The sequence below is a fragment of the Bradyrhizobium sp. HKCCYLRH3073 genome, assembly GCF_051167995.1.
Taxonomy (GTDB): Bacteria; Pseudomonadota; Alphaproteobacteria; order Rhizobiales; family Xanthobacteraceae; genus Bradyrhizobium.
Genome location: NZ_JBNPUD010000001.1, coordinates 366,608 through 385,733, shown reverse-complemented (window position 1 = coordinate 385,733; position 19,126 = coordinate 366,608). Strand labels below are relative to the sequence as shown.

Genomic DNA, 19,126 nt, shown 5'->3' with positions numbered 1-19,126 from the left:
ATGTCCATCATTTGCATTTTCGGCACGAACACCGAGCCATGCTCGGCCGAGACCGTCGGCGCCAAGGCCGCCAATCTGGCGCGCATGGCGACGCTCGGACTGCCCGTGCCGCCGGCCTTCGTGCTTCCCGTCGAGCTCTGCGCCGACATCATTGCGAACCAGGCCGATGCCGAACGGCGCCTGCGCGACGGCCTGCGGGCGGGCATCCGGTTTCTCGAACAGACGACCGGCCGGGTCTTCGGCGATCATCGCCGGCCCTTGCTTGTATCCGTCCGCTCCGGCGCTGCGCGATCCATGCCGGGCATGCTCGACACCGTGCTCAATGTCGGCTGCACCTCGGCTGCCATGCGCGGCCTGATCCGCAGCACCGGACGGCCGCGCCTCGCCTTCGACTGTCGCCGGCGCTTCATCGAGAGCTTCTCCGAGACCGTGCTCGGCTTCGATGCCGGGACGCTCGCGGCGCGGCGCGACGAGCTGGTTGCGCACGAAGGTGTTGCCAACGACCGGGATCTGGACAGCGAAGCCGTTGCGCGGCTCGCGGCCGACGAACAGGCTCTGGTCGAGACCGGCAGCGATGGCTGGCTGGAGGATGCCGCAGCGCAGCTCATGGCCGCGGCGCGTGCCGTCTATGGTTCGTGGAGCAGCGAGCGTGCGCAGACCTATCGCAAGCTGCAGAACCTGGAACACCTGCGCGGCACAGCCGTGACCGTGCAGACGATGGTGTTCGGCAATGGCGGTCTCAGCTCGGGCGCGGGTGTCGCGTTCTCGCGCGATCCCTCCACCGGGGCCCGGCAGCCCATGATCGACCTCGTGCTCGATGCGCAGGGCGAGGACGTCGTCTCCGGTCGCCGCATGCCGGACAGCGAGGATGCGATCACGCGCGCACTTCCCGCTCTGCGGGATGAGCTCGGTGCGGTGCTGCGGCAGCTCGAACAGGCATTCGGCGACGTGCAGGACGTCGAGTTCACCGTTGAAGATGGCCATTTGTGGATTCTCCAGACCCGGGCCGCCAAGCGCACGCCGCGCGCCGCGTTGAGGTTTGCGGTGGATTTGGTTCGCGAGCGGGTCATCGCGCCTCATGAGGCCCTGGAGCGGCTGGCCGACATCGATCTGGAGCGGCTGGTCGAGACGTCGCTGGTCGCGGCCGGCGCCCCGGTTGCAACAGGCATCGGTGCCTCCGGCGGCATCGCCACAGGGCGCGCCGCCTTCGACGCGGACGGCGCCAAGCGGCTGGCCGCCAGCGGCGAGCCGGTCATCCTGATGCGCCCGGATACCTCGACGGCCGATGTCGCGGGCTTCGCCGTCGCAGCCGGCATCGTGACGTCGGTCGGCGCACGCACCGCCCACGCCGCTCTGGTCGCGCGCCAACTCGGGCGGCCCTGCATCGTCGGCTGTCGTGCGCTCGAGGTGCGTGTCGAAGCCGGCTGCGCGACACTCGCCGGAACGCCGGTCGGAAGCGGCGACTGGGTGACCATCGACGGCGATCGAGGCTGCCTCTATCTCGGACGGCTGGAGATCGTGGCGACTCGACCCGACGCCGAGCTGGCCGAGGTCGCGGCCTGGCGCAGCGGTGCGACCCAGCCCGACAAACGGCTGTCCGCCTGACCCTCCCTTTTCCTCCCCGTGCCGCCAAACCGGCATGCTGCAAAATTCCGCAGCGCAGCGGGCTGATTTGGCTATGACAAGATGATAACAATCATGCCGGAGGCGCGACAGATAACGATGCCAGGTTCATGCTGAGCGTGATCATCCCGACCGAAGGTGTCGAGCAGACCGCCGTGGCCACCCTGTCGGCGCTGGTGCCCGGCGCTGCGGCCGGTGTCGTCACCGAGGTGCTGCTGGTCGATCGCTCGCCCGATTCCAGCGTGATCGAACGTGTCGCCGACGTTGCCGGCTGCCACTTCATGAAGTTCGAGGGCTCCCAGGCCGCTGCCCTCGCGGCAGGGGCGGCGAAAGCGCGTGCGCCCTGGCTGATGTTTCTGCCGGCCGGCGCGATGCTCGATCCCGGCTGGATCGACGAAACCATGCAGTTCGTCCAGAGCGTCGCCGCCGCTGGCCGGCCGCGCGCCGGCGTCTTCCGCTATGCCCGGTCTCCCTATGCCGCCATCAGCCTGCGCGACCGGCTGCGCGCGGTTGCGCGGGTCCTGGTCGGACCGCTCGGCGATCAGGGCCTGCTGATCGCCAGGGATCACTACCGGCAGCTCGGCGGATACAAGCCCGACCACAAGCGCGCCGAGACGCGGCTGCTGCGTCAGCTCGGCCGGTCCTCGCGGACGATGCTGCGCAGCCGGATCGTGATGGTGTAAGCGGCACGACCATACTTGCCAAAGTCAACCAATTGGTTGACAATGGCAAATATTGGAGGCGCCCCCATGAATTCCACCCCAGCCGACGGCCAAGTCGCCGCCATCCGCGCGTTCAACCGCTTCTACACCAGGAAGCTCGGCGCACTGGACCAGCATCTGCTCGACAGTCCGTTTTCGCTGGCCGAGGCGCGTGTGCTCTATGAGCTCGCACAGTACGAGGCCATCTCGGCCAAGGAGATCGGTCTCTCGCTCGGCCTCGATGCCGGCTATCTCAGCCGCATCGTCCAGAGCTTCGACGAGCAGGGGCTGATCACCCGCACGCCTTTGCCAACCGATCGCAGGCAGCAGCAGCTCGGCCTGACCGCGAAGGGACGGCAGGCCTATGCCAAGCTCGACCGCAGCTCGCAGAAGGAGATCGCGGCCATGCTGGCGCCGCTGGCGCCCTCCGTGCGCGACCGGCTGGTCGGTGCAATGACGACGATCGCGACCGCCCTGGAGCCGCAGCAGCCGGGCCGCTCCCCGGTCCTGCTGCGCAGCCATCGTCCGGGCGACATCGGCTGGGTGGTTTCACGGCATGGCGCCGTCTACGCCGAGGAATATGGCTGGGACGTCTCGTTCGAGGCGCTGGTCGCCGAGATCGGCGCACAGTTCATCAGGAGCTACGATCCGGCGCGCGAGCACTGCTGGATCGCCGAGCTCGCGGGCGAGCCGGTCGGCTCGATCTTCCTGGTCAAGGGCAGCGGCGAGGTCGCCAAGCTGCGGCTGCTGCTGGTCGAGAAGAAGGCACGCGGGCTCGGCGTCGGCCGGGCTCTGACCGAACAATGCATCCGCTTCGCGCGCGAGAAGAACTACAGGACGATCGAGCTGTGGACGCAGAGCATTCTCACCGCCGCACGCGACATCTATGCCCGCGCCGGGTTTCGCAAGATCGCCGAGGAGCCGCACGCCATGTTCGGCGTCCCGCTGACCGGCGAGACATGGCGGCTGGAGCTGTAGCCGCGCGGCTAGCACAACAACCGCCGGTAGGCCGAGATCACCTCCACAACAGGCTGCGCATGCCGATTGCGAAGTTCCGGCGCGCCGGTAGTATCGCGCCAAACCGGGGCGGGTATTGGCAGTGATGCAATCGATGGTGCGTTCGAAGCTTGCGGCGCTAGTCGCGCTGGCAGGCTTGTTTGGGGTCGAGGCCGGGACGGCGGCGCACGCCGCACCCAAAGGGCGCGCAACGGTCGCGATTACGCGCACGACGGACTTCCTCTATCTGGCGGCGCCGGCGGCGATCGAGATCAATGGCGTTAAGGTGGCGAGCCTTGGCCGCGGCGAGAGCTATAGCGGCCCGATTGCGCCCGGCGCCACCACGATCACCGTGTCGACATGGTCCTCGCCGGGCTCGTCGAACATTCGTTTCACCGCCGTGCCCGGCAAGACCTACCGGATGGTCGTGGGGCCGCGCGGCCAGAATTTCGCGGCCAGCATGATGGGCGGCCTCATCGGCGCGGCGATCGAAGGCGGCGGCGCCTTCGAGATCGTACCAACGAAGTGAGACGCGCGATCAACACGCGACGCGGCATCGCGCCGTGGCCCTACGCCGTCGCGCCCTGCGCCTTCGGCCGGCGCAGATGCTCGTCGAGCCGCGGCATGATCTCGACGAAGTTGCAGGGTCGCGTGCGATAGTCGAGCTGGGCGGCGAGGATGCCGTCCCAGCCGTCACGGCAGGCGCCCGGTGATCCCGGCAGGCAGAAGATGTAGGTCGCCCCGGCGACGCCGGCCGTGGCCCGGCTTTGGATCGTCGACGTCCCGATCTTGGCGTGGCTCAGCATGTGGAAGGCGATCGAGAAGCCGTCCATGCGCTTCTCGAACAGGGGCTCGATCGCTTCCGGCGTGACGTCACGGCCGGTGAAGCCGGTGCCGCCGGTGGTGATGACGACGTCGACGCCGGGGTCGGCGATCCACGACTTCACCACCGCGCGAATCTTCTCGACATCGTCGGTGACGATCTCGCGCGCCGCGAGCTTGTGGCCGGCGGCGGTCAGGCGGTCGCTCAAGATGGTGCCCGACTTGTCGTCGGCGAGCGAACGCGTGTCCGACACCGTCAGCACGGCGATGTTGAGGGGAATGAAGCTCTTGCTCTCGTCGATCGCCATGAGCGCGTCTCCTACAGCGAACCGGCGCTGAACGTATTGCAGGCCTGCACCGTGCCCTGCTGATAGCCGACCATGAACCAGCGCTTGCGCTGCGCGGCAGAGCCATGGGTGAACGAATCCGGCACCACGCGTCCGGTCGCCTTCCGCTGCAGGGTGTCGTCGCCGATCGCCGAGGCCGTCGTCAGCGCGGCGTCGATGTCGCCATCCTCGAGGAAGCCCGGACGCTTCTTGGCCTCACGATTGACCCACACCCCGGACAGGCAATCGGCCTGCAGCTCGACCTTGACCTGCAGCGCGTTGGCTTCGGCCTTGTTGTCCGACTGCTGCTGCATCCGCGTGACGCGCGGCAGGATGCCGAGCAGGTTCTGGACGTGGTGTCCCGCCTCGTGGGCAATGATGTAGGCCGCGGTGAACTTGCAGGCGCTGCCCGAGCAGCCCCGGAAGCGCGTCTCGACCTCGCGGAAGAAGTTGGTGTCGAGGAATATCTGCCGGTCCGGCGGACAGTAGAACGGCCCCATCGCCGACTGCGCCATGCCGCAGCGGCCGCCATTGGTGCTGTTGCGAAACAGCACGATCTTGGGCCCGGTATAATTCTGGCCGCTGGCCTGGAAGATCTCGCTCCAGCGGTCGTCGATCTCGCCGAGCACGCCGGAGATCATGTCACCCATCTCGTCCTTCGGCGCGCCGGTCTTGCCGGGCGACCGCCGGTCGGCCTGCTCCATCGGCGCGCCGCCACGGGTGATCATCTCGGCGCCGCCGATCAGGATACGCGGGTCGATGCCGAAGGCGTAGCCGATCAGGCCGAGCACGATGATGGTGCCAATGCCGAGCCCGCCGCCGCCGATCGGCAGACCCATACCGCCGCCCATCCCGCCGCCTTCGTCGCGACGGTCGTCGATGTCGTCGCTGCGACGGAAATCATCGTAACGCATGGCGGCCTTTCCTCACTGTCCTTGCGCGGCTCTGCGCGAAATGCCTAACGCGGCAAACAGGTAAAATTTCCACTGTGTTAATCAATAACCCGGCCGGCAAATTTTGCCTAGCGCGAGCCGAAAAATCCGGCGTGTGCAACCTCCCCTCGCCGGGCGGCGGCGTGCGCGCGAAGCGAAAAAGCCCATCGCAATCGCCACGTTGCGCAGAGATCATCGCGCATCGACGAACGGCTCATCATCGTCGGTGCGCGTGATGAACGCGTGCGCATCGATGCGAAAAATTTTCCCGATTAAGTCCATTTTTACTTTGCCACGTCAATGTGTGGGCAGTCGGTTGTTAGGTCCCGCGTCGCCGACAGCGTCGCCTGAGTCAGAGTTCTTGAGTCATGGTAGAGTCGCGTCGCGGGGCGTCTGCAAAGGCGCCCCGCACTAAATTTCAGCCGCTTGAAGAGCAACGAATCATCGTCGGCGACTGCGTCGCCGAGATGTCGAAACTGCAGGCCGCATCCGTCGACCTGGTGTTCGCGGATCCTCCCTACAATCTGCAGCTCAAGGGCGAGCTCAAGCGTCCCGACGAATCGCAGGTCGATGCCGTCGACGACGATTGGGACAAGTTCTCCTCGTTCGCCGCCTATGACGACTTCACCCGCGCCTGGCTGCTCGCCGCGCGCCGCGCGATGAAGCCGAGCGCGACGATCTGGGTGATCGGCTCCTATCACAACATCTTCCGCGTCGGCGCGATCATGCAGGATCTCGGCTTCTGGATCCTCAACGACATCGTCTGGCGCAAGTCCAACCCGATGCCGAACTTCCGCGGCCGCCGCTTCACCAACGCGCACGAGACCATGATCTGGGCCGCGCGTGACGAGAAGGCGAAGGGCTACACGTTCAACTACGAAGTGCTGAAGGCCGCCAACGAGGACGTTCAGGCGCGCTCGGACTGGCTGATTCCGTTGTGCACCGGCGAGGAGCGGCTGAAGGACGCCGACGGCAAGAAGGTTCATCCGACGCAGAAGCCGGAGGGCCTGCTGGCGCGGGTGCTGTTGTCGTCATCGAAGCCCGGCGATCTCGTGATCGATCCGTTCAACGGCACCGGCACGACCGGGGCCGTGGCAAAACGCCTCGGCCGCCGCTACATCGGTTTCGAGCGCGACAAGGTCTATGCGAAGGCGGCAGAGCGGCGCATCGCCGCGGTCGAGCCGCTGCCGGAGGCCACGCTCGCACCGTTCATGACGGCGCGCGAAGCGCCGCGCGTCGCCTTCTCGGAGCTGATCGAACGCGGCATGATCGCGCCCGGCACCAAGCTCGTCGACTCCAAGCGCCGCCACGGCGCGCTGGTGCGCGCCGATGGGGCCATCATGCTGGGCGACAAGGTCGGCTCGATCCACCGCATCGGCGCGGTGGCGCAAGGTCTGCCGGCCTGCAACGGCTGGACCTTCTGGCATGTCGAGACGAAGGGCGGCCTCAGGCTAATCGACGAATTGCGCGCCGAGATTCGCTCCGAGATGTCCGTCGCCTGACGCTCACGAATTCCGGCGTTCCTGTCCGGAATAACGCGCCAGCAGGTCTTCGACCTCGTACTGCTCATCGTAGCGAGCGTCGTCGCGCGGCACGACCGAGACCTGCGCAGTCGACTGCGACGATTTACCCCTGCGTCCCGCCAGGGCCGGATAGTAGCTGTCCACCGGCGGCAGCTGCATGCGATCGAGCTCAGGCTCCGCCGGCCAACGCGTGACGCGCCGGGCGGCCGCCGGCTCGATGCGGAGCTGCCGCCTGCCCCGGGCGCGCGCAAACAGCACGCTGATCGAGAAGCCCGCAATCGCGACTGCGCCGAGGAAAGCGAACATCCGCGTCTTGGACGCATCGTCCCCGGACATGCCGATCGTCACGGCCGGCGACGCATCCGCAGCGGCCAGCGCCGGCGTCGCGGGAGCAGCCGCTTCCGCGGCGCTGGTGTCGCTGGCGGCAGCGAGCGTGTAGGAGGATGCGCGCGGCGCGCCGGGCTCCGCCGCTGCCTGCAGCGTGCCGGACTGGTCGGGCCAACGCGTCGCAACAGCAGATTCGTTCACAGCCGCGCCGACCGGGTCGGGCGAACCCGCCGACGCTGACGCGACGGGCGCCGGCGCGGCGACCGGTGCAGGCGCGGCCGGAAATGCAGCAACCGACGGAAACGCAGACGTCGCCGGCACAGACGCCGCAGCGGTCGGCGTCGAGGACACGACCTTCACCTCATCGGCGGCGTCCTTGGACGACGATTGGATCTCGGCACGTGCATTGGCCGCGGTCGACGAGAGCTGAGCCCGCTCCTTCTGCGAGGCGAGCTTGCGCGTGACCAGCGACGCGCCCTTCGCTTCGCGATCGTCGTCGCGCAGATACCAGCACTGCTTCTTGGTCGCGCGATCGATGCGATAGAACCAGTGCTTCCCCGCCGGCGTCCCCGCAGGCTTTGCAAGGCATTCGTCTGCAGCCGATGCCGGTGTAAACTCGATTGTCGTCGCAGCCGCTCCCGCCAGCACGGCGATAGCAACGCACGGCAACAAACTCGTCGTTCGATTCGTCATCAGACCTCCGACGATTCAACGCGCCCCCGTTGCGCCGTTTCGGCGATGACTTCGTTCGGAATAAGGCTGCGGAGGTTCCATTTGTCGAAACAATGTTAGAACAGCGGTGTCCTTTGGATGCGTTCTAATATTTTCGGGCTGTTTTGTCGCAGCAACAGTGGGAATAGTCGACGCTGTGTCTCCCATCGTGCGTTATGTCGCTCACGACAAACACGCGGATGTGAGAAAACCCTAGACTGCAATCATGAATGCCAATCACCGCGACGCGCAAAGCCGACTTTGATGCGCGTGCGACTCATTTGATCTTCATCAATGCCTTCTCGACGACTTCGCGCGTGTACGGCTTCTGAATCACCGGCATGTCGGACAGCTCCGCCGGAATCGGCGCACGCTCGCCATAGCCGGTCGCGAACATGAAGGGCACGCCGAGTTCCTTCAACCGGTGCCCGACCGGCAGGCTGCTCTCCGCGCCAAGGTTGATGTCGAGCAGCGCGAAGCTCGGCACCGCGCGCTCGATCGACTTCAACGCCTGATTGACGGAGGCCGCGGTGTCGATGTGCCGCGCACCCAGCTCGAGCAGAATCACTTCGGCGCCCATCGCGATGATCAGATTGTCCTCGACGATCAGCACCGTACCGGACAGCCGCGGCTTGTCCTCTTCCTTGAACTGATGACGGGAGGGAGCGCCTGTCATCGCCGGCACCATCTGGACGAAATTGGCAGGGATCACGAAACGCGCCTGCACGCCGAGCAGGTCGAAGCGGATCTCGGCGTCGCCCTTGAGGTCGAACGGCACCGAACGCTCGATGATGGTGGTGCCGAAGCCGCGCCGCGACGGCGGCTGCACAGGCGGGCCGCCGCTCTCCTTCCAGTCGATGACCAGGCTCGCGCCGGGATCGAGCCGCCAGATCACCTGCACCTGTCCGGTGGAGTCGGCCAGCGCGCCGTATTTCGCCGAGTTGGTCATCATCTCGTGCACGACGAGCGCGAGCGTTGCGAACGCCTTGGGGTCGAGCGCGACATCCGGCCCTTCCATCAGCACCCGCCCTGCCCGCGAACCGAGATAGGCCCCCGCTTCCGATTCGAGCAGCGCGCGCAACGCGACCGGCGCCCAATTGAGATTGGTGATCTGGTCGTGGGCGCGCGCCAGCGACTGGATGCGACCACCGAGCACGGAAGCGAACTCCTCGACAGAGCTCGAGGTCTCCTTGCTGTGCGCGACCAGGCCGCGCACGAGGCTGAGGATGTTGCGGACGCGGTGATTCAGCTCCGCGATCATCAGCTCCTGCCGCTCCTGTGCGCCGCGGCGCTCGCGCGCGGCGAGCTCCGAAAGCTGCAAAATCACTTCGAGCAGAGTGATGCGCAGGCCCTCGGCGATGCGCAGGTCCGCCGAAGACCATGGCTTCGACTGGCCGGCCACCGTCTGCTGCCACAGCTCGAAGCTCTTGCGCGGCGTCAGGCGCGGCCCGAGCGGCCCCTCGGCATAGGTCTTGTTCGGATCGCCCGCCCAGTTGACCGAGCGCAACACCTCGCGGCGGAAGAAGATCAGGCAGTCGCGCGGCGTGCGCGAGATCGGGACGGCGAGGAAGCCGGCGGCGCGATCGCGGAATACCTCGCCGGCCGCGTACACCTTGGCAATCTCGGCGCTGGCGCAGATGCGGCCGGGGGAGGTCCGGTTGATGAAGCCGATGAGGTCCTGCACCTCCTCTTCGGTCGGCGTCTCGCCCTCGAGCGTGATCTCGTCGTCGGACCACACGGCGATGCCGTCGCACTCGATCATCTGCCGATAGTCGGCGACAAGGTCGAGGATCGCGCGCTTGCTGTGCGCCTGCGCAGCCGCGCGCTCGATCAGCCGTTCCTGGATCTGATGCGCACGCGCCTCATAGGCGACGTCGGTCTCGCGCTCGCGCGCCTCGAGCAGCCAGGAGTACATCTGGCCGAACAGCTCGGCCGCGGTACGCTTCTCGAACGACAGATGATGCGGCGCATAGTGATGGCAGGCGAACAGGCCCCACAGCTTGCCTTCGCGCAGAATCGAGACCGACATCGACGCGGCGACGCCCATGTTGCGGAGATACTCGATGTGAATGGGCGAGACCGCGCGCAGCACGCTCATCGACAGGTCGAGCAGTCCGGCATTGTGCGTAGGCGTCGACTGCAGCGGCGCAGGCGCGGCGTTGATGTCGGCGATGATCCGGAGCCAGTTGCGCTGATAGAGCTGCCGCGCCTGCTTGGGAATGTCCGAGGCCGGATAATGCAGCCCGAGGAACGGCTCCAGGCCGGAGCCCGCGACCTCGGCGATCACCTCGCCCGAGCCGTCGGGATGAAACCGATACACCATCACCCGATCGAAGCCGGTCAACAGCTTGAGCTGGCGCGCCGCCTCCTGCGCCAGATCCATCATCCCCGTCGTCTTGCGGATGCGGCCGAGCATCAGCCGCACCAGTTCGCCGGAATTGACGCCGGGCTCGATCAGACTGGGCTCGGCCTCGACGACGAGATACGCACCGGAAAAGTGGATGGCGAGGTCGAAAAGCTTGCCACGACCCTGCAGATCGACGCCGAACACGCGCTCGACCGCATCCGGGCCGCTGAGATAGTCGACCCTGGCACGGATCGCGGCCGCGGCCGCCTCCGAGAGCACGGCGTCGAGCGGCTGCTGCAGCAGCCATCCGAGGTCGCCGCCGAGAAAGTCCGGCGCGTTCTCCGAGGCCATGCATATGGTGAAGTCCGACACCAGCGCCAGCAGGAATCCGAACGGTTGAACCGTCCCGGGAACATGGATCGGCTCGCGATCGCAATTGGTGAGGTTGACCGGCTCGTTCATGCTGCTGCCATCGCCTTCGCAAACATCGCGAACGCTTCGCGTGCACTCATGATCACTCTGACATCGTCGCCGGGAGGAAGCGGCTCTTCCGCAAGCTGTGACAGGAAGCTGCGCCACAGCCCCTGCCCCGCGCCATGACGCAGATGGCGCGTCGCCCGTCGCACGCGGGGGTCAGCCGAGGCCGCGACGATACGCAGCAGATAGGCCGCCCCGAGACGCGATCCTTCCAGGACATAGAGCGTGCCGAAGACGAAGGGACGATCGAGCGGCCGCGCCGGCAGGTCCATCGGAACGATACAGCCGTTGAGATCGGCAAGATCGGCGCGGATCGCATCCGTGCGCCGCCGCCGGGTCCAGTCGCCGATCATCGCGTCGGCGCCGGCACGGTCGAGCATCTGTTCCAGCGGCAACAGCGCGGCCGCGCTGGCCTGCAGGAAGCGGCGATAATGCGCCGTCGTGGTCAGGTCGAAACGGCTGAGGCGCTCGTCGAGGGCATGATGAGCCGCCGACGTGGCGGCCTTCAATCTGTCGCGAATGCCCTCGGTGCCGTCAGCGGGAATTGGATCATCGGAAATGGCAGCCAGCGACATCAAGGGGCTCAGAAAAAGGAGATGGGGCCGCACGGCGCGCCACGGCCTCATGCAACGTCACTGGAACGGGTGAGTTCCCGCTCCAAGCGACGTTTTTTCTGGCATCCCCGGGGGCCTTGGCATTCCTCAGGCCGAGACCTCGGCAAGCGCCTTCTTCACCGCCGGCCGTTCAGCCATGCGCTTGAAATGAGCCGCGACCTTCGGGAAGGCGTTGATGTCGACGCCGTCGCCCTCGAGCCATTGCGCGATCGTGAACAGATAGGGATCGCAGATCGTGTACTGCTCGCCCATCACCCAGGGACCGCGCAACATCTTCTGCTCGATCAGCGCGAAGCAGGCACCCATCGTCTCCGGCACCTTCTTCTTCATGTCGGCGAAAGAGGAGTCTTCGGTCGCCCAGCGATAGCCGCGCATCTTGTGCGCGTGGGCGATGTGGACCGTCGAGCAGAGATAGCTGGTGAAGGACTGCACCTCCGCGAAGGCGAAGACATCGTCGAGCGGTGCAAGACGAGCCTCCGGGAAGCGCTGCGCGATATAGGCGAGCATCGCCGGCGTCTCGGTCAGAACCCCCTGCTCGGTCACCAGCGCCGGAACGCGCCCCTTGGGATTGATCGCGAGATAGTCCGGGCTGTTCTGCTGGTTGGTCTTGAAGCTGAGCTTCTCGGCGACGTAGTCGGCGCCGGTCTCGGCCAGCGCGATGTGTGAAGCGAGCGCGCAGGTGCCTGGCGCCACATAGAGCTTGAGCATGGTGATCCCTGACAAGACGAGACGCGAACCTAGCGGCGGCCGCATCGGCCGTCCATCCCGCTGTCGAAGGAATACGTCTGCGCAGCCAGCATGCGCCGGCGGTCGGGCAAACGGCAAGGCGGCCTCAGGTCACAGCGGCGCCACATCCATCGTGTGGACCGCCGTCGGGAAGTAGCGGAAGCCGTCACCGGCCTTGCCGATGTGCCCGATGCCCGGCCATGGAAAGTGATAACCGAGAATCCGCGTCCGGTTGGCGGCGAGCATGTCGAGCACGCGGACGCGGGTCTTGGCGGCCTGCTTCGGGTCGGTGTCATAGGCGAACTCGATCAGCGGCTTTTCGATCAGCAGCACCGGATGATGGGAGATGTCGCCGATATAGGCGAGCTGATCCTTGCCCGACTGGATCAGGAAGATCGTATGCCCGACGGTGTGGCCCGGCGTGAACATCGCCTGGACGCCCGGCAGGAACTCCTGGCCGTCCTTGAAGAAGGTGATGCGGTCCTTGACAGGCACGAGATTGCGCACCGCCTGCTCGTAGAACGCCTTGTAGTTGGGGCCGACCTTGGCCTCGTCGGTCCAGAAGGTGAAGTCGGCTTCGGAGATGAACAGCTCGGCATTGGGGAAGCTCGGCTTGCCGTCCGGGCCGATGACGCCGCCGCAATGATCGATATGGGCATGCGTCATGACCAGCGCATCGACGTCCTTGGCCTCGATGCCCGCCTGCTTCAAGGTCATCAGCATCTTGCCGGTGGTGTCGCCGAACAGCTTCGAGACACCCATGCCGTTGTCGAAGATGATGATCTTGTCTCCCGTGTTGAGCACCAGGATGTTCTGCTCGAGGGTCGCGGCGCCTGTCGGCAGAAAGTTGCTCGTCAGCATTCCATCGAGATCACCGGGAGAAATGCCGAGGAACGCCGCATGGGGATCGCCGAGCGGCAGCACGCCGTCGGAGATGATGGTGGCCTCGGCCGAGCCGAGCTTGAAGCGGAAGAACGTCGGCGCCTGCGTGTTCAGGAACGGCCCCTTGGCCAGGACGGGACTCGTGAGACCGTACAGCCCGGCCGCAGCGCCAAGGCCCAGCATCGAACGACGTGAAAATCCTGTTAGCTTTGTCATCTTTGCCTCCCCAAATCGATCTTATTCCTTGCTCGCGTTGGTCCGAGCTGCCGATCATGATGTTGTCACTTCAACAAGGTGCCGACGCTTTCCCCTTCTCGATCAGCACGCCCGTTCTCGATGAGCACGCCGCTCATGGTCATGTGCAGCACCGGTTTCCGCGCTCAACCCTCATGGTGAGGAAGCGCTCAGCGCCGTCTCCGGACGATGCTACGCATCGCCGGGAGAACCGTGAGGCCCCAGGGTGGCCTCGCCCTTCGAGACGCCCGCCTGCGGCGGGCTCCTCAGGGTGAGGAGCAGCAGCTCGGAACAGGTCTGCGCGCTCAAAGAGCACGACCATCAAACACAATCTAAGATTATCTACATCTGCAATGCAGTCGCAACGTAAAAGACAAGCCAAGCGAAAGGATTCAGCGCTGCAGTCGCGAAACTTGGCGCAGCATCGGCGGTTGCTTGCAGAATGATCGTTCCAGGCGACGCGACGCAGGGTCCATCGGCGCGGATCGGATGTCTGGCTATGCGAGTCAGGCACGCCCCTGCCATTGAGAAACAGTGTTCCTGTCGATCGATGGCGAAACACGACAGACGCGACCTCGCCGTCTCGCGGCGCGAAGCGCCCGAGCTGTTGCCGAGAAGGACCCTCGCAAAGAGGAGGGCGCAGGGAATGCCGGGTGCTGGCCGCAACCCATGGCCCGCCTGCAACAAAGAAAGCAGGCGGCAGTCACCACAGGTCCAGCCGGTCATCCGGCATTCCCTGCGCGATGGGCTTCCGTCTTATACGTGATCTCCCCGGGGACCGGCTGTCTTGCCCCCGTCACCGGCGGATCATCATCACCGCCCGCTTGGCATCAGCACCGGGATGCCAGGACCACACGATTTCAACGTCCGCGAAAGACCCCGCACCCGCTTCACGCCGGCGAGCCGACGCAGCGTTGCACGAGACCGGTCGACGTCGTTCGTCGGACGACGCCGTCGCAGCCACCGCATCCCGCCCCGCGTGTCGTGACGACGCGTACGCCCCTCCTGCCGGGACGGAACGGGTGGATAAGACACCTGATTTGGGGGGAGAGTCAAGAGGAATTCTGAAAAACGGAACTTGCGTCTGGATGACTGCCAGGGTTGGCCCGCTGCAGTTGCCTCGTCGCCTCCCGCTCGTCGGAGCAGGTTTTATGCAGCGTCACCGTAGCTCTGTAACTCTCCAATCCGCTCCCTGGGGGCATGGATGCCGGCGTTCGCCGGAACGACGGCGGAGCGTGTCGGTACGGTCGCCGGAGCAAGATATCTCGGAACGTCCTGCGTGTCCGGCAAGCTTGAGGTTATTTGGCGAGCGCCTTCGTCGCCTCGACCAGCCGTGCACTCGCGCTTGCGGTGGCGAGCAATACACCGGCATCGCCAGTGAGGCGTGCCTCCATGAAGGCTATCGTCTTGCCGAGTTGGAGCACCCGCGCCTCGCCGACGATCGGTCCAGGTTTTGCCGGCGCAAGAAAGTTGACGGTCATGCTGACGGTCGCCGTGTAGAGCCGGCCCTCGGTCTTGATGAAGACCGCAGGTCCCATCGTATCGTCGAGCATCGATGCGAGGATGCCACCCTGGATGAATCCGGCCGGGTTGCAGAACTCCGGCTTGCCGTCGAAGCCGATCTTGATCCAGCCCTCAGCCGGGCGGCCGTCGATCAGCCGCCAGCCGAGCAACACGGCGCAGGGCGGCGAAGCGAGCGTGTCGATTGCGGTTGCGATCATGGGTGCCTCCTCGGTGCGCCCAAGTTCTAAATGTCCGCTGCTGCCAGCCCTGTGTCAGCAGCCGAAGTCGCCATCGCCGAGCGCTGTCCAGGCGCGGCTGCCGGGCGCTGATCCAGGTCGTTGTTCGAGGCGTGAATCCGCTCTCTCTCACCCGGGCCCCTCACGCCGGCGCTTCCGCTCAAGCTTCGCGACCATGCGCGCGCCAAGCCTACGCGCAATCGATGGGAAGAGCCGAAGGCCGAGGACGGCCAGCCGGGCACGCCCACCCGGAACGATGAAATGCCGATCGCGCTGGATTCCCCGCAATGTATCCGCAACCACGAGGTCCAAGGGAGTTCTCGGGATGGTCAGCGTATGTCTTCGGTTCTCCGGTGTCCGATAGGAATCGAGCTCCGCGACCATCGGCGTCTCGAACTCTCCCGGGCAGACGAGATGAACCTTGATACCTTGGCGCAGCAGCTCGTAGTGCAGGCATTCGGTGAAGCCGACCAAGGCATGTTTCGCAGATCCATAGGCGGTGAAACCGAAAATGCCGGTCAAACCGGCGATCGATGCTATGTTGATCAACCGCCCGCCAGTGGCCCCCAGATGGGGTAAAGCAGCCCTGGTGACGTTCACCGCACCAAAGAAATTGGTTTGCATCACGTCCCGGAAATCATTGTCGGTGAGGGTCTCGAACCGCCCTTCGCGCATCACGCCGGCATTGTTGAACACCATGTCAATCTGTCCACGGCGCCGAGCAACCTCCCCGATGGCCTGGAACGTCGCAATTGGATCGCCAACATCGACGGCCTGAACCTCGATATCGGCGCCGGCGTGTCGCCGACGAAGTTCGTGAGCCGCGAGGTCCAGATTATCGGTCCGCCGCGAGAGGAGCGTCAGCCGAGCGCCTTGAGGGGTAAGCGCGTTCGCTATCGCAAAGCCCAGGCCTGTCGCTCCCCCGGTGATGACAATGCTAAGTGAACGAAACATGTGAGAATCCTTGCTGAGCTTCCCAGGTGCCGTTGCTGAGCAGGACTTCGGACAAGCTCCCAGTGCTTGAAGCCTCCGGTGAGACCCCGCAGGGCGACGGCCCGTCGCCGCAAGGCATGACCACATCGTCTTCGTGCTGCCACATCCGAGCTATTCCGATTGGCATTTGAGCGACAGCGGACCGCATGCCGGGCTGCGGTCAATCGAGCGCAGCGGCGATGCGGTCGGCGAGGGCGAGCAGGGTTTCTGGTTTACCCATCGGCGCCTCCCCGTGGCCCTTCATCGGCACGTCAGCCCAGCGAGGTATGATATGGAAATGCAGGTGGAAGACGGTCTGACCGCTGGCAGCCCCGTTCAACTGCACGATCAGGAAACCCTCGGGTGCGAGCGCCTTGACCACGGCCCGGGCGGTGCGTCGGGTGGCTACGGCCATCCGAGCGAGCACGTCCGGCTCCACGTCCAGCAGGGTGCGGGAGGTCGAGGTCTTCGAGATCACCAGGATGTGCCCCTCTGACTGCGGAAAGGCGTCCATGAACGCGAGGACGTGATCATCCTCCCAGACCTTGGCGGCGGGGACTTCGCCGCGAAGGATTCGGCCAAAGATGTTGTTGGGGTCGTAGGGGGCGGTGAGGATCATCTGGTGCTCCGGAGTATGGGAGAGGCTGCGGTGGGGCGTTTTGTGTGACGGCGCGGCGCTCCATCGGCCGAGGACGTGTGGTCCGCGGCACGGGGGCGCAATCGCTGAGGGGGTCTCTCGCGTGCCGGGCGCGGCGCGCGTGACACGGACCGTCGTCTCTTAGTCTGGCCGAGGCTGACCGGGTGCGTGTTGCAAGCGGGCTGTACCGTGTAGGCGGCATTTCCAGATGCCGGCCACGGCAAGAAGCCGCCACAACTCAACAGTCGCAATCAAGAGAGAGTTGGACATCATTTCCCCAAACAGATCTTTCCGCTATGGACGCCGCGTACGACAAAAGCTTGCGCGCCCAGGTCGCTGGATTGCGTCGGCGTGATCTTCTCGCAGCATAGACGTGTGGAGGAATGGTCGCTTGCCAGAATCGGCTACCAACTTCGACGAGAGAGCTTTGTTGTGCCTCTGGCCTCAGCGAATGATGTTCATCGGGCGTCCAGGTGCGCTGCCGCTGCACCGGCATCCAATATCGGTCTGCCTGGTGGCGCTTCAGGGGCCTCTGCGGATCGGCACCACAATGGCCGGGGAAAGCCTGACCTGCCTTACGGCCATCGTCCCCGCAGGCTTGTCGCATACCCTTGATCCAAGCGGGGCGCCGGTCGCCGTGATATACAACGATCCTGACGATCCTTACTATCGGCGCCTCTCGCCCCATCAGGGATGTGGCCTAAGCTCACTGGCCCCTGACGTCGAAAGCTCGCTTATCGTCGCTGTGCGGAATCTCTACGCGTTGCATCAGGCCGGTCATAGACTACGCTTCGACGATTTCGATTTCGCGGCTGAGCAGGCATTGGGGATCGAACCGCGTCCACCACGAGTCGATGCGCGGGTCGAACATATCGTGTCTATCATAAGGGCTGACATCGCCCGCAATCACTCGATCCAGGAACTGGCCCGGCGAGTCGACCTTTCCCCCAGCCGCCTGCAGCATCTGTTCGTCCAAGAGATTGGGGTGCCATTGAGGACGTTCAGGATTTGGATTCGTTTCCGGCACGCTGTGGAGCGTGTGGGAGGCGGCGACTCCATCACGTCGGCGGCCCTCGATGCAGGCTTTGCGAGCTCCAGCCATTTCAGCCACGCCTTCAAGGCAACCTTTGGCGCGACTGCGGCCAGCGTGCTCAAGGACGCTCCGTCCAGGGTCCAGATTCGATTGATCGGGTAGCTACGAGGGCCGCCATGGGCGCGGCGGACGAGCGTCGCGATCGGCCGAGATCAGGTAGGGTGAACAAAGCAGCCGCCCGCCAGGGCGGCAGCGTGCCCACCGCGTCACCGCGCACCCAGAGCCAAACGATGGGCACGGCGCGCGAAACAGCGCGGCCGTGGCGAGCTGTGGTGATGCGCACCTTTGCCCACTCTACGTCAGCTAGCCGGGTTCTTCAGCCTCCGTCACAGACGCATCCTCAATCACCCAACCCATGCGCCACCACCTTGCGCATCACGTTGGGCAGCGCCTCGCCGTCGAGCGTCGCGATCGGCACCCAGCGCATGCCGTCTGGCGCGCGCGTGCGGGCCGGCACGCGGGCCGCGTAGACCACGAGCTCCAGCGGAAAATGCGTGAAGACATGTGTGACGACGCCGAGCTTGCGGTGCCAGCCTTTCACACCGGCCAACTCTGGCGCCTGCGCCAGCGCGTCGGCGTCGTCCTGGCCGGCGCGCCACTCCGAGCCGGGGACCTCGGTCATCCCGCCGAGCAGGCCCTTCGAGGGACGCGAGCGCACCAGCAGCTCATCGCCCCTGACGACGACGAAGGCGGCGCCACGCCGCAGCGCGCCGGTCTTCTTGGCGCCTTTGCGCGGGAACGTCTCCTGGTCACCGCGCTCGCGCGCTGCGCAGTCGTCGTTCAGCGGGCACAGCGCGCAGGCCGGCTTCTTCGGCGTGCAGATGGTGGCGCCGAGGTCCATCAGCGCCTGCGCGCTGTCGCCGGCGCGGGACGGTCCGAGCAAGGTGGCGGCTAGCGCCTGGATCTGCGGCTTGGCCTGCGGCAATGCCTCCTCCACGGCGAATAGCCGCGAGACGACGCGCTCGATGTTGCCGTCGACCGGCATGGTCAGGCGATCGAACGCGATCGCGGCGATGGCCGCGGCAGTATAGGGACCGATGCCGGGCAGCGCGCGCAAGCCCTCCTCCGTGTCCGGGAAGGCGCCGTCATGCTCGCGCATCACGGTGACGGCGCAGGCATGCAGGTTGCGCGCCCGCGAATAATAGCCGAGCCCCGCCCACATCCGCAGCACGTCGTCGAGATCGGCGCTGCCGAGCGCAGTGACATCAGGCCAGCGGGCGACAAACTTCTCGAAATACGGCCCGACCGCCTTCACCGTGGTCTGCTGCAGCATGATCTCCGACAACCAGACCCGATACGGATCGGAGCGCTGTCCGGCTGGCGCACGCCATGGCAGCCGCCGGCGATGGCGGTCGTACCAGGCGAGAAGCTGTGCGGGACGCCCTGCTTCCCCGACAGCGATATCATGTTTGCGAGAAGCCTTGAGTTGAGCCACCCCTCCTCC

General features: G+C 65.7%; 17 protein-coding genes. 6 read left to right on the top strand and 11 right to left on the bottom strand.

What is annotated here, in order from left to right:
* The 4 genes from ACQR1X_RS01735 to ACQR1X_RS01720 all read left to right on the top strand — a co-directional run bounded on the left by ACQR1X_RS01735 (position 1) and on the right by ACQR1X_RS01720 (position 3,849).
* Complete coding sequence (locus tag ACQR1X_RS01735; protein WP_434898220.1) at positions 1-1,605, top strand: PEP/pyruvate-binding domain-containing protein; 1,605 nt, start codon at positions 1-3, stop codon at positions 1,603-1,605.
* Positions 1,606-1,733: 128 nt separating this feature from the next.
* Positions 1,734-2,306, top strand: a complete 573-nt coding sequence (locus ACQR1X_RS01730) for a glycosyl transferase (protein WP_315802821.1) — start codon at positions 1,734-1,736, stop codon at positions 2,304-2,306.
* Between the two features lie 66 nt (positions 2,307-2,372).
* Positions 2,373-3,302, top strand: coding sequence for a bifunctional helix-turn-helix transcriptional regulator/GNAT family N-acetyltransferase (locus ACQR1X_RS01725; protein WP_316217310.1), 930 nt, complete (start codon positions 2,373-2,375; stop codon positions 3,300-3,302).
* 133 nt (positions 3,303-3,435) lie between these two features.
* Positions 3,436-3,849 (top strand): hypothetical protein, encoded by a 414-nt coding sequence (locus tag ACQR1X_RS01720; RefSeq protein ID WP_434891010.1) that lies wholly within the window; start codon positions 3,436-3,438, stop codon positions 3,847-3,849.
* 40 nt (positions 3,850-3,889) lie between these two features.
* On the opposite strand, the gene moaB is transcribed toward ACQR1X_RS01720, so the two are convergent.
* On the bottom strand, positions 3,890-4,450 hold the full coding sequence (gene moaB / locus ACQR1X_RS01715; protein ID WP_434891009.1) for a molybdenum cofactor biosynthesis protein B: 561 nt from the start codon (positions 4,448-4,450) through the stop codon (positions 3,890-3,892).
* A gap of 11 nt (positions 4,451-4,461) precedes the next feature.
* Positions 4,462-5,382: a KPN_02809 family neutral zinc metallopeptidase gene (gene ypfJ / locus ACQR1X_RS01710; RefSeq protein WP_315802817.1), complete on the bottom strand. Its 921-nt coding sequence runs from the start codon at positions 5,380-5,382 to the stop codon at positions 4,462-4,464.
* A gap of 386 nt (positions 5,383-5,768) precedes the next feature.
* Here ypfJ and ACQR1X_RS01705 point away from each other — a divergent pair, with 386 nt between their 5' ends.
* Positions 5,769-6,902, top strand: a complete 1,134-nt coding sequence (locus ACQR1X_RS01705) for a site-specific DNA-methyltransferase (RefSeq protein WP_316217311.1) — start codon at positions 5,769-5,771, stop codon at positions 6,900-6,902.
* Positions 6,903-6,905: 3 nt separating this feature from the next.
* Here the strand turns inward: ACQR1X_RS01705 and ACQR1X_RS01700 are convergent, their stop codons facing one another.
* The 8 genes from ACQR1X_RS01700 to ACQR1X_RS01665 all read right to left on the bottom strand — a co-directional run bounded on the left by ACQR1X_RS01700 (position 6,906) and on the right by ACQR1X_RS01665 (position 16,571).
* Entirely contained in the window at positions 6,906-7,943 is a 1,038-nt protein-coding gene (locus tag ACQR1X_RS01700; RefSeq protein WP_434898219.1) for a hypothetical protein, read from the bottom strand.
* A 295-nt stretch (positions 7,944-8,238) separates the two neighbouring features.
* Complete coding sequence (locus ACQR1X_RS01695; RefSeq protein WP_434898218.1) at positions 8,239-10,770, bottom strand: HWE histidine kinase domain-containing protein; 2,532 nt, start codon at positions 10,768-10,770, stop codon at positions 8,239-8,241.
* Positions 10,767-11,360, bottom strand: a complete 594-nt coding sequence (locus ACQR1X_RS01690; RefSeq protein ID WP_434898217.1) for a biliverdin-producing heme oxygenase — start codon at positions 11,358-11,360, stop codon at positions 10,767-10,769. Before ACQR1X_RS01690 ends, ACQR1X_RS01695 begins: the two co-directional genes overlap by 4 nt.
* 126 nt (positions 11,361-11,486) lie before the next feature.
* A complete protein-coding gene (locus ACQR1X_RS01685; protein ID WP_316178174.1) occupies positions 11,487-12,107 on the bottom strand; it encodes a glutathione S-transferase family protein in 621 nt (206 codons plus the stop codon).
* 129 nt (positions 12,108-12,236) lie between these two features.
* Positions 12,237-13,223: an MBL fold metallo-hydrolase gene (locus ACQR1X_RS01680; RefSeq protein WP_316217316.1), complete on the bottom strand. Its 987-nt coding sequence runs from the start codon at positions 13,221-13,223 to the stop codon at positions 12,237-12,239.
* Between the two features lie 1,316 nt (positions 13,224-14,539).
* A complete protein-coding gene (locus tag ACQR1X_RS01675; RefSeq protein ID WP_434898216.1) occupies positions 14,540-14,962 on the bottom strand; it encodes a PaaI family thioesterase in 423 nt (140 codons plus the stop codon).
* A 147-nt stretch (positions 14,963-15,109) separates the two neighbouring features.
* Positions 15,110-15,934, bottom strand: a complete 825-nt coding sequence (locus ACQR1X_RS01670; RefSeq protein WP_434898215.1) for an SDR family NAD(P)-dependent oxidoreductase — start codon at positions 15,932-15,934, stop codon at positions 15,110-15,112.
* Between the two features lie 199 nt (positions 15,935-16,133).
* Positions 16,134-16,571 carry an HIT family protein gene (locus tag ACQR1X_RS01665; RefSeq protein WP_434898214.1) on the bottom strand — a complete coding sequence of 146 codons (438 nt, stop codon included), beginning with the start codon at positions 16,569-16,571 and terminating at the stop codon, positions 16,134-16,136.
* A gap of 469 nt (positions 16,572-17,040) precedes the next feature.
* Here ACQR1X_RS01665 and ACQR1X_RS01660 point away from each other — a divergent pair, with 469 nt between their 5' ends.
* Positions 17,041-17,784 (top strand): helix-turn-helix domain-containing protein, encoded by a 744-nt coding sequence (locus ACQR1X_RS01660; RefSeq protein WP_434845359.1) that lies wholly within the window; start codon positions 17,041-17,043, stop codon positions 17,782-17,784.
* A 238-nt stretch (positions 17,785-18,022) separates the two neighbouring features.
* Here the strand turns inward: ACQR1X_RS01660 and mutY are convergent, their stop codons facing one another.
* Positions 18,023-19,117, bottom strand: coding sequence for an A/G-specific adenine glycosylase (gene mutY, locus ACQR1X_RS01655; protein ID WP_410051434.1), 1,095 nt, complete (start codon positions 19,115-19,117; stop codon positions 18,023-18,025).
* Between the last annotated feature and the right edge of the window lie 9 nt (positions 19,118-19,126).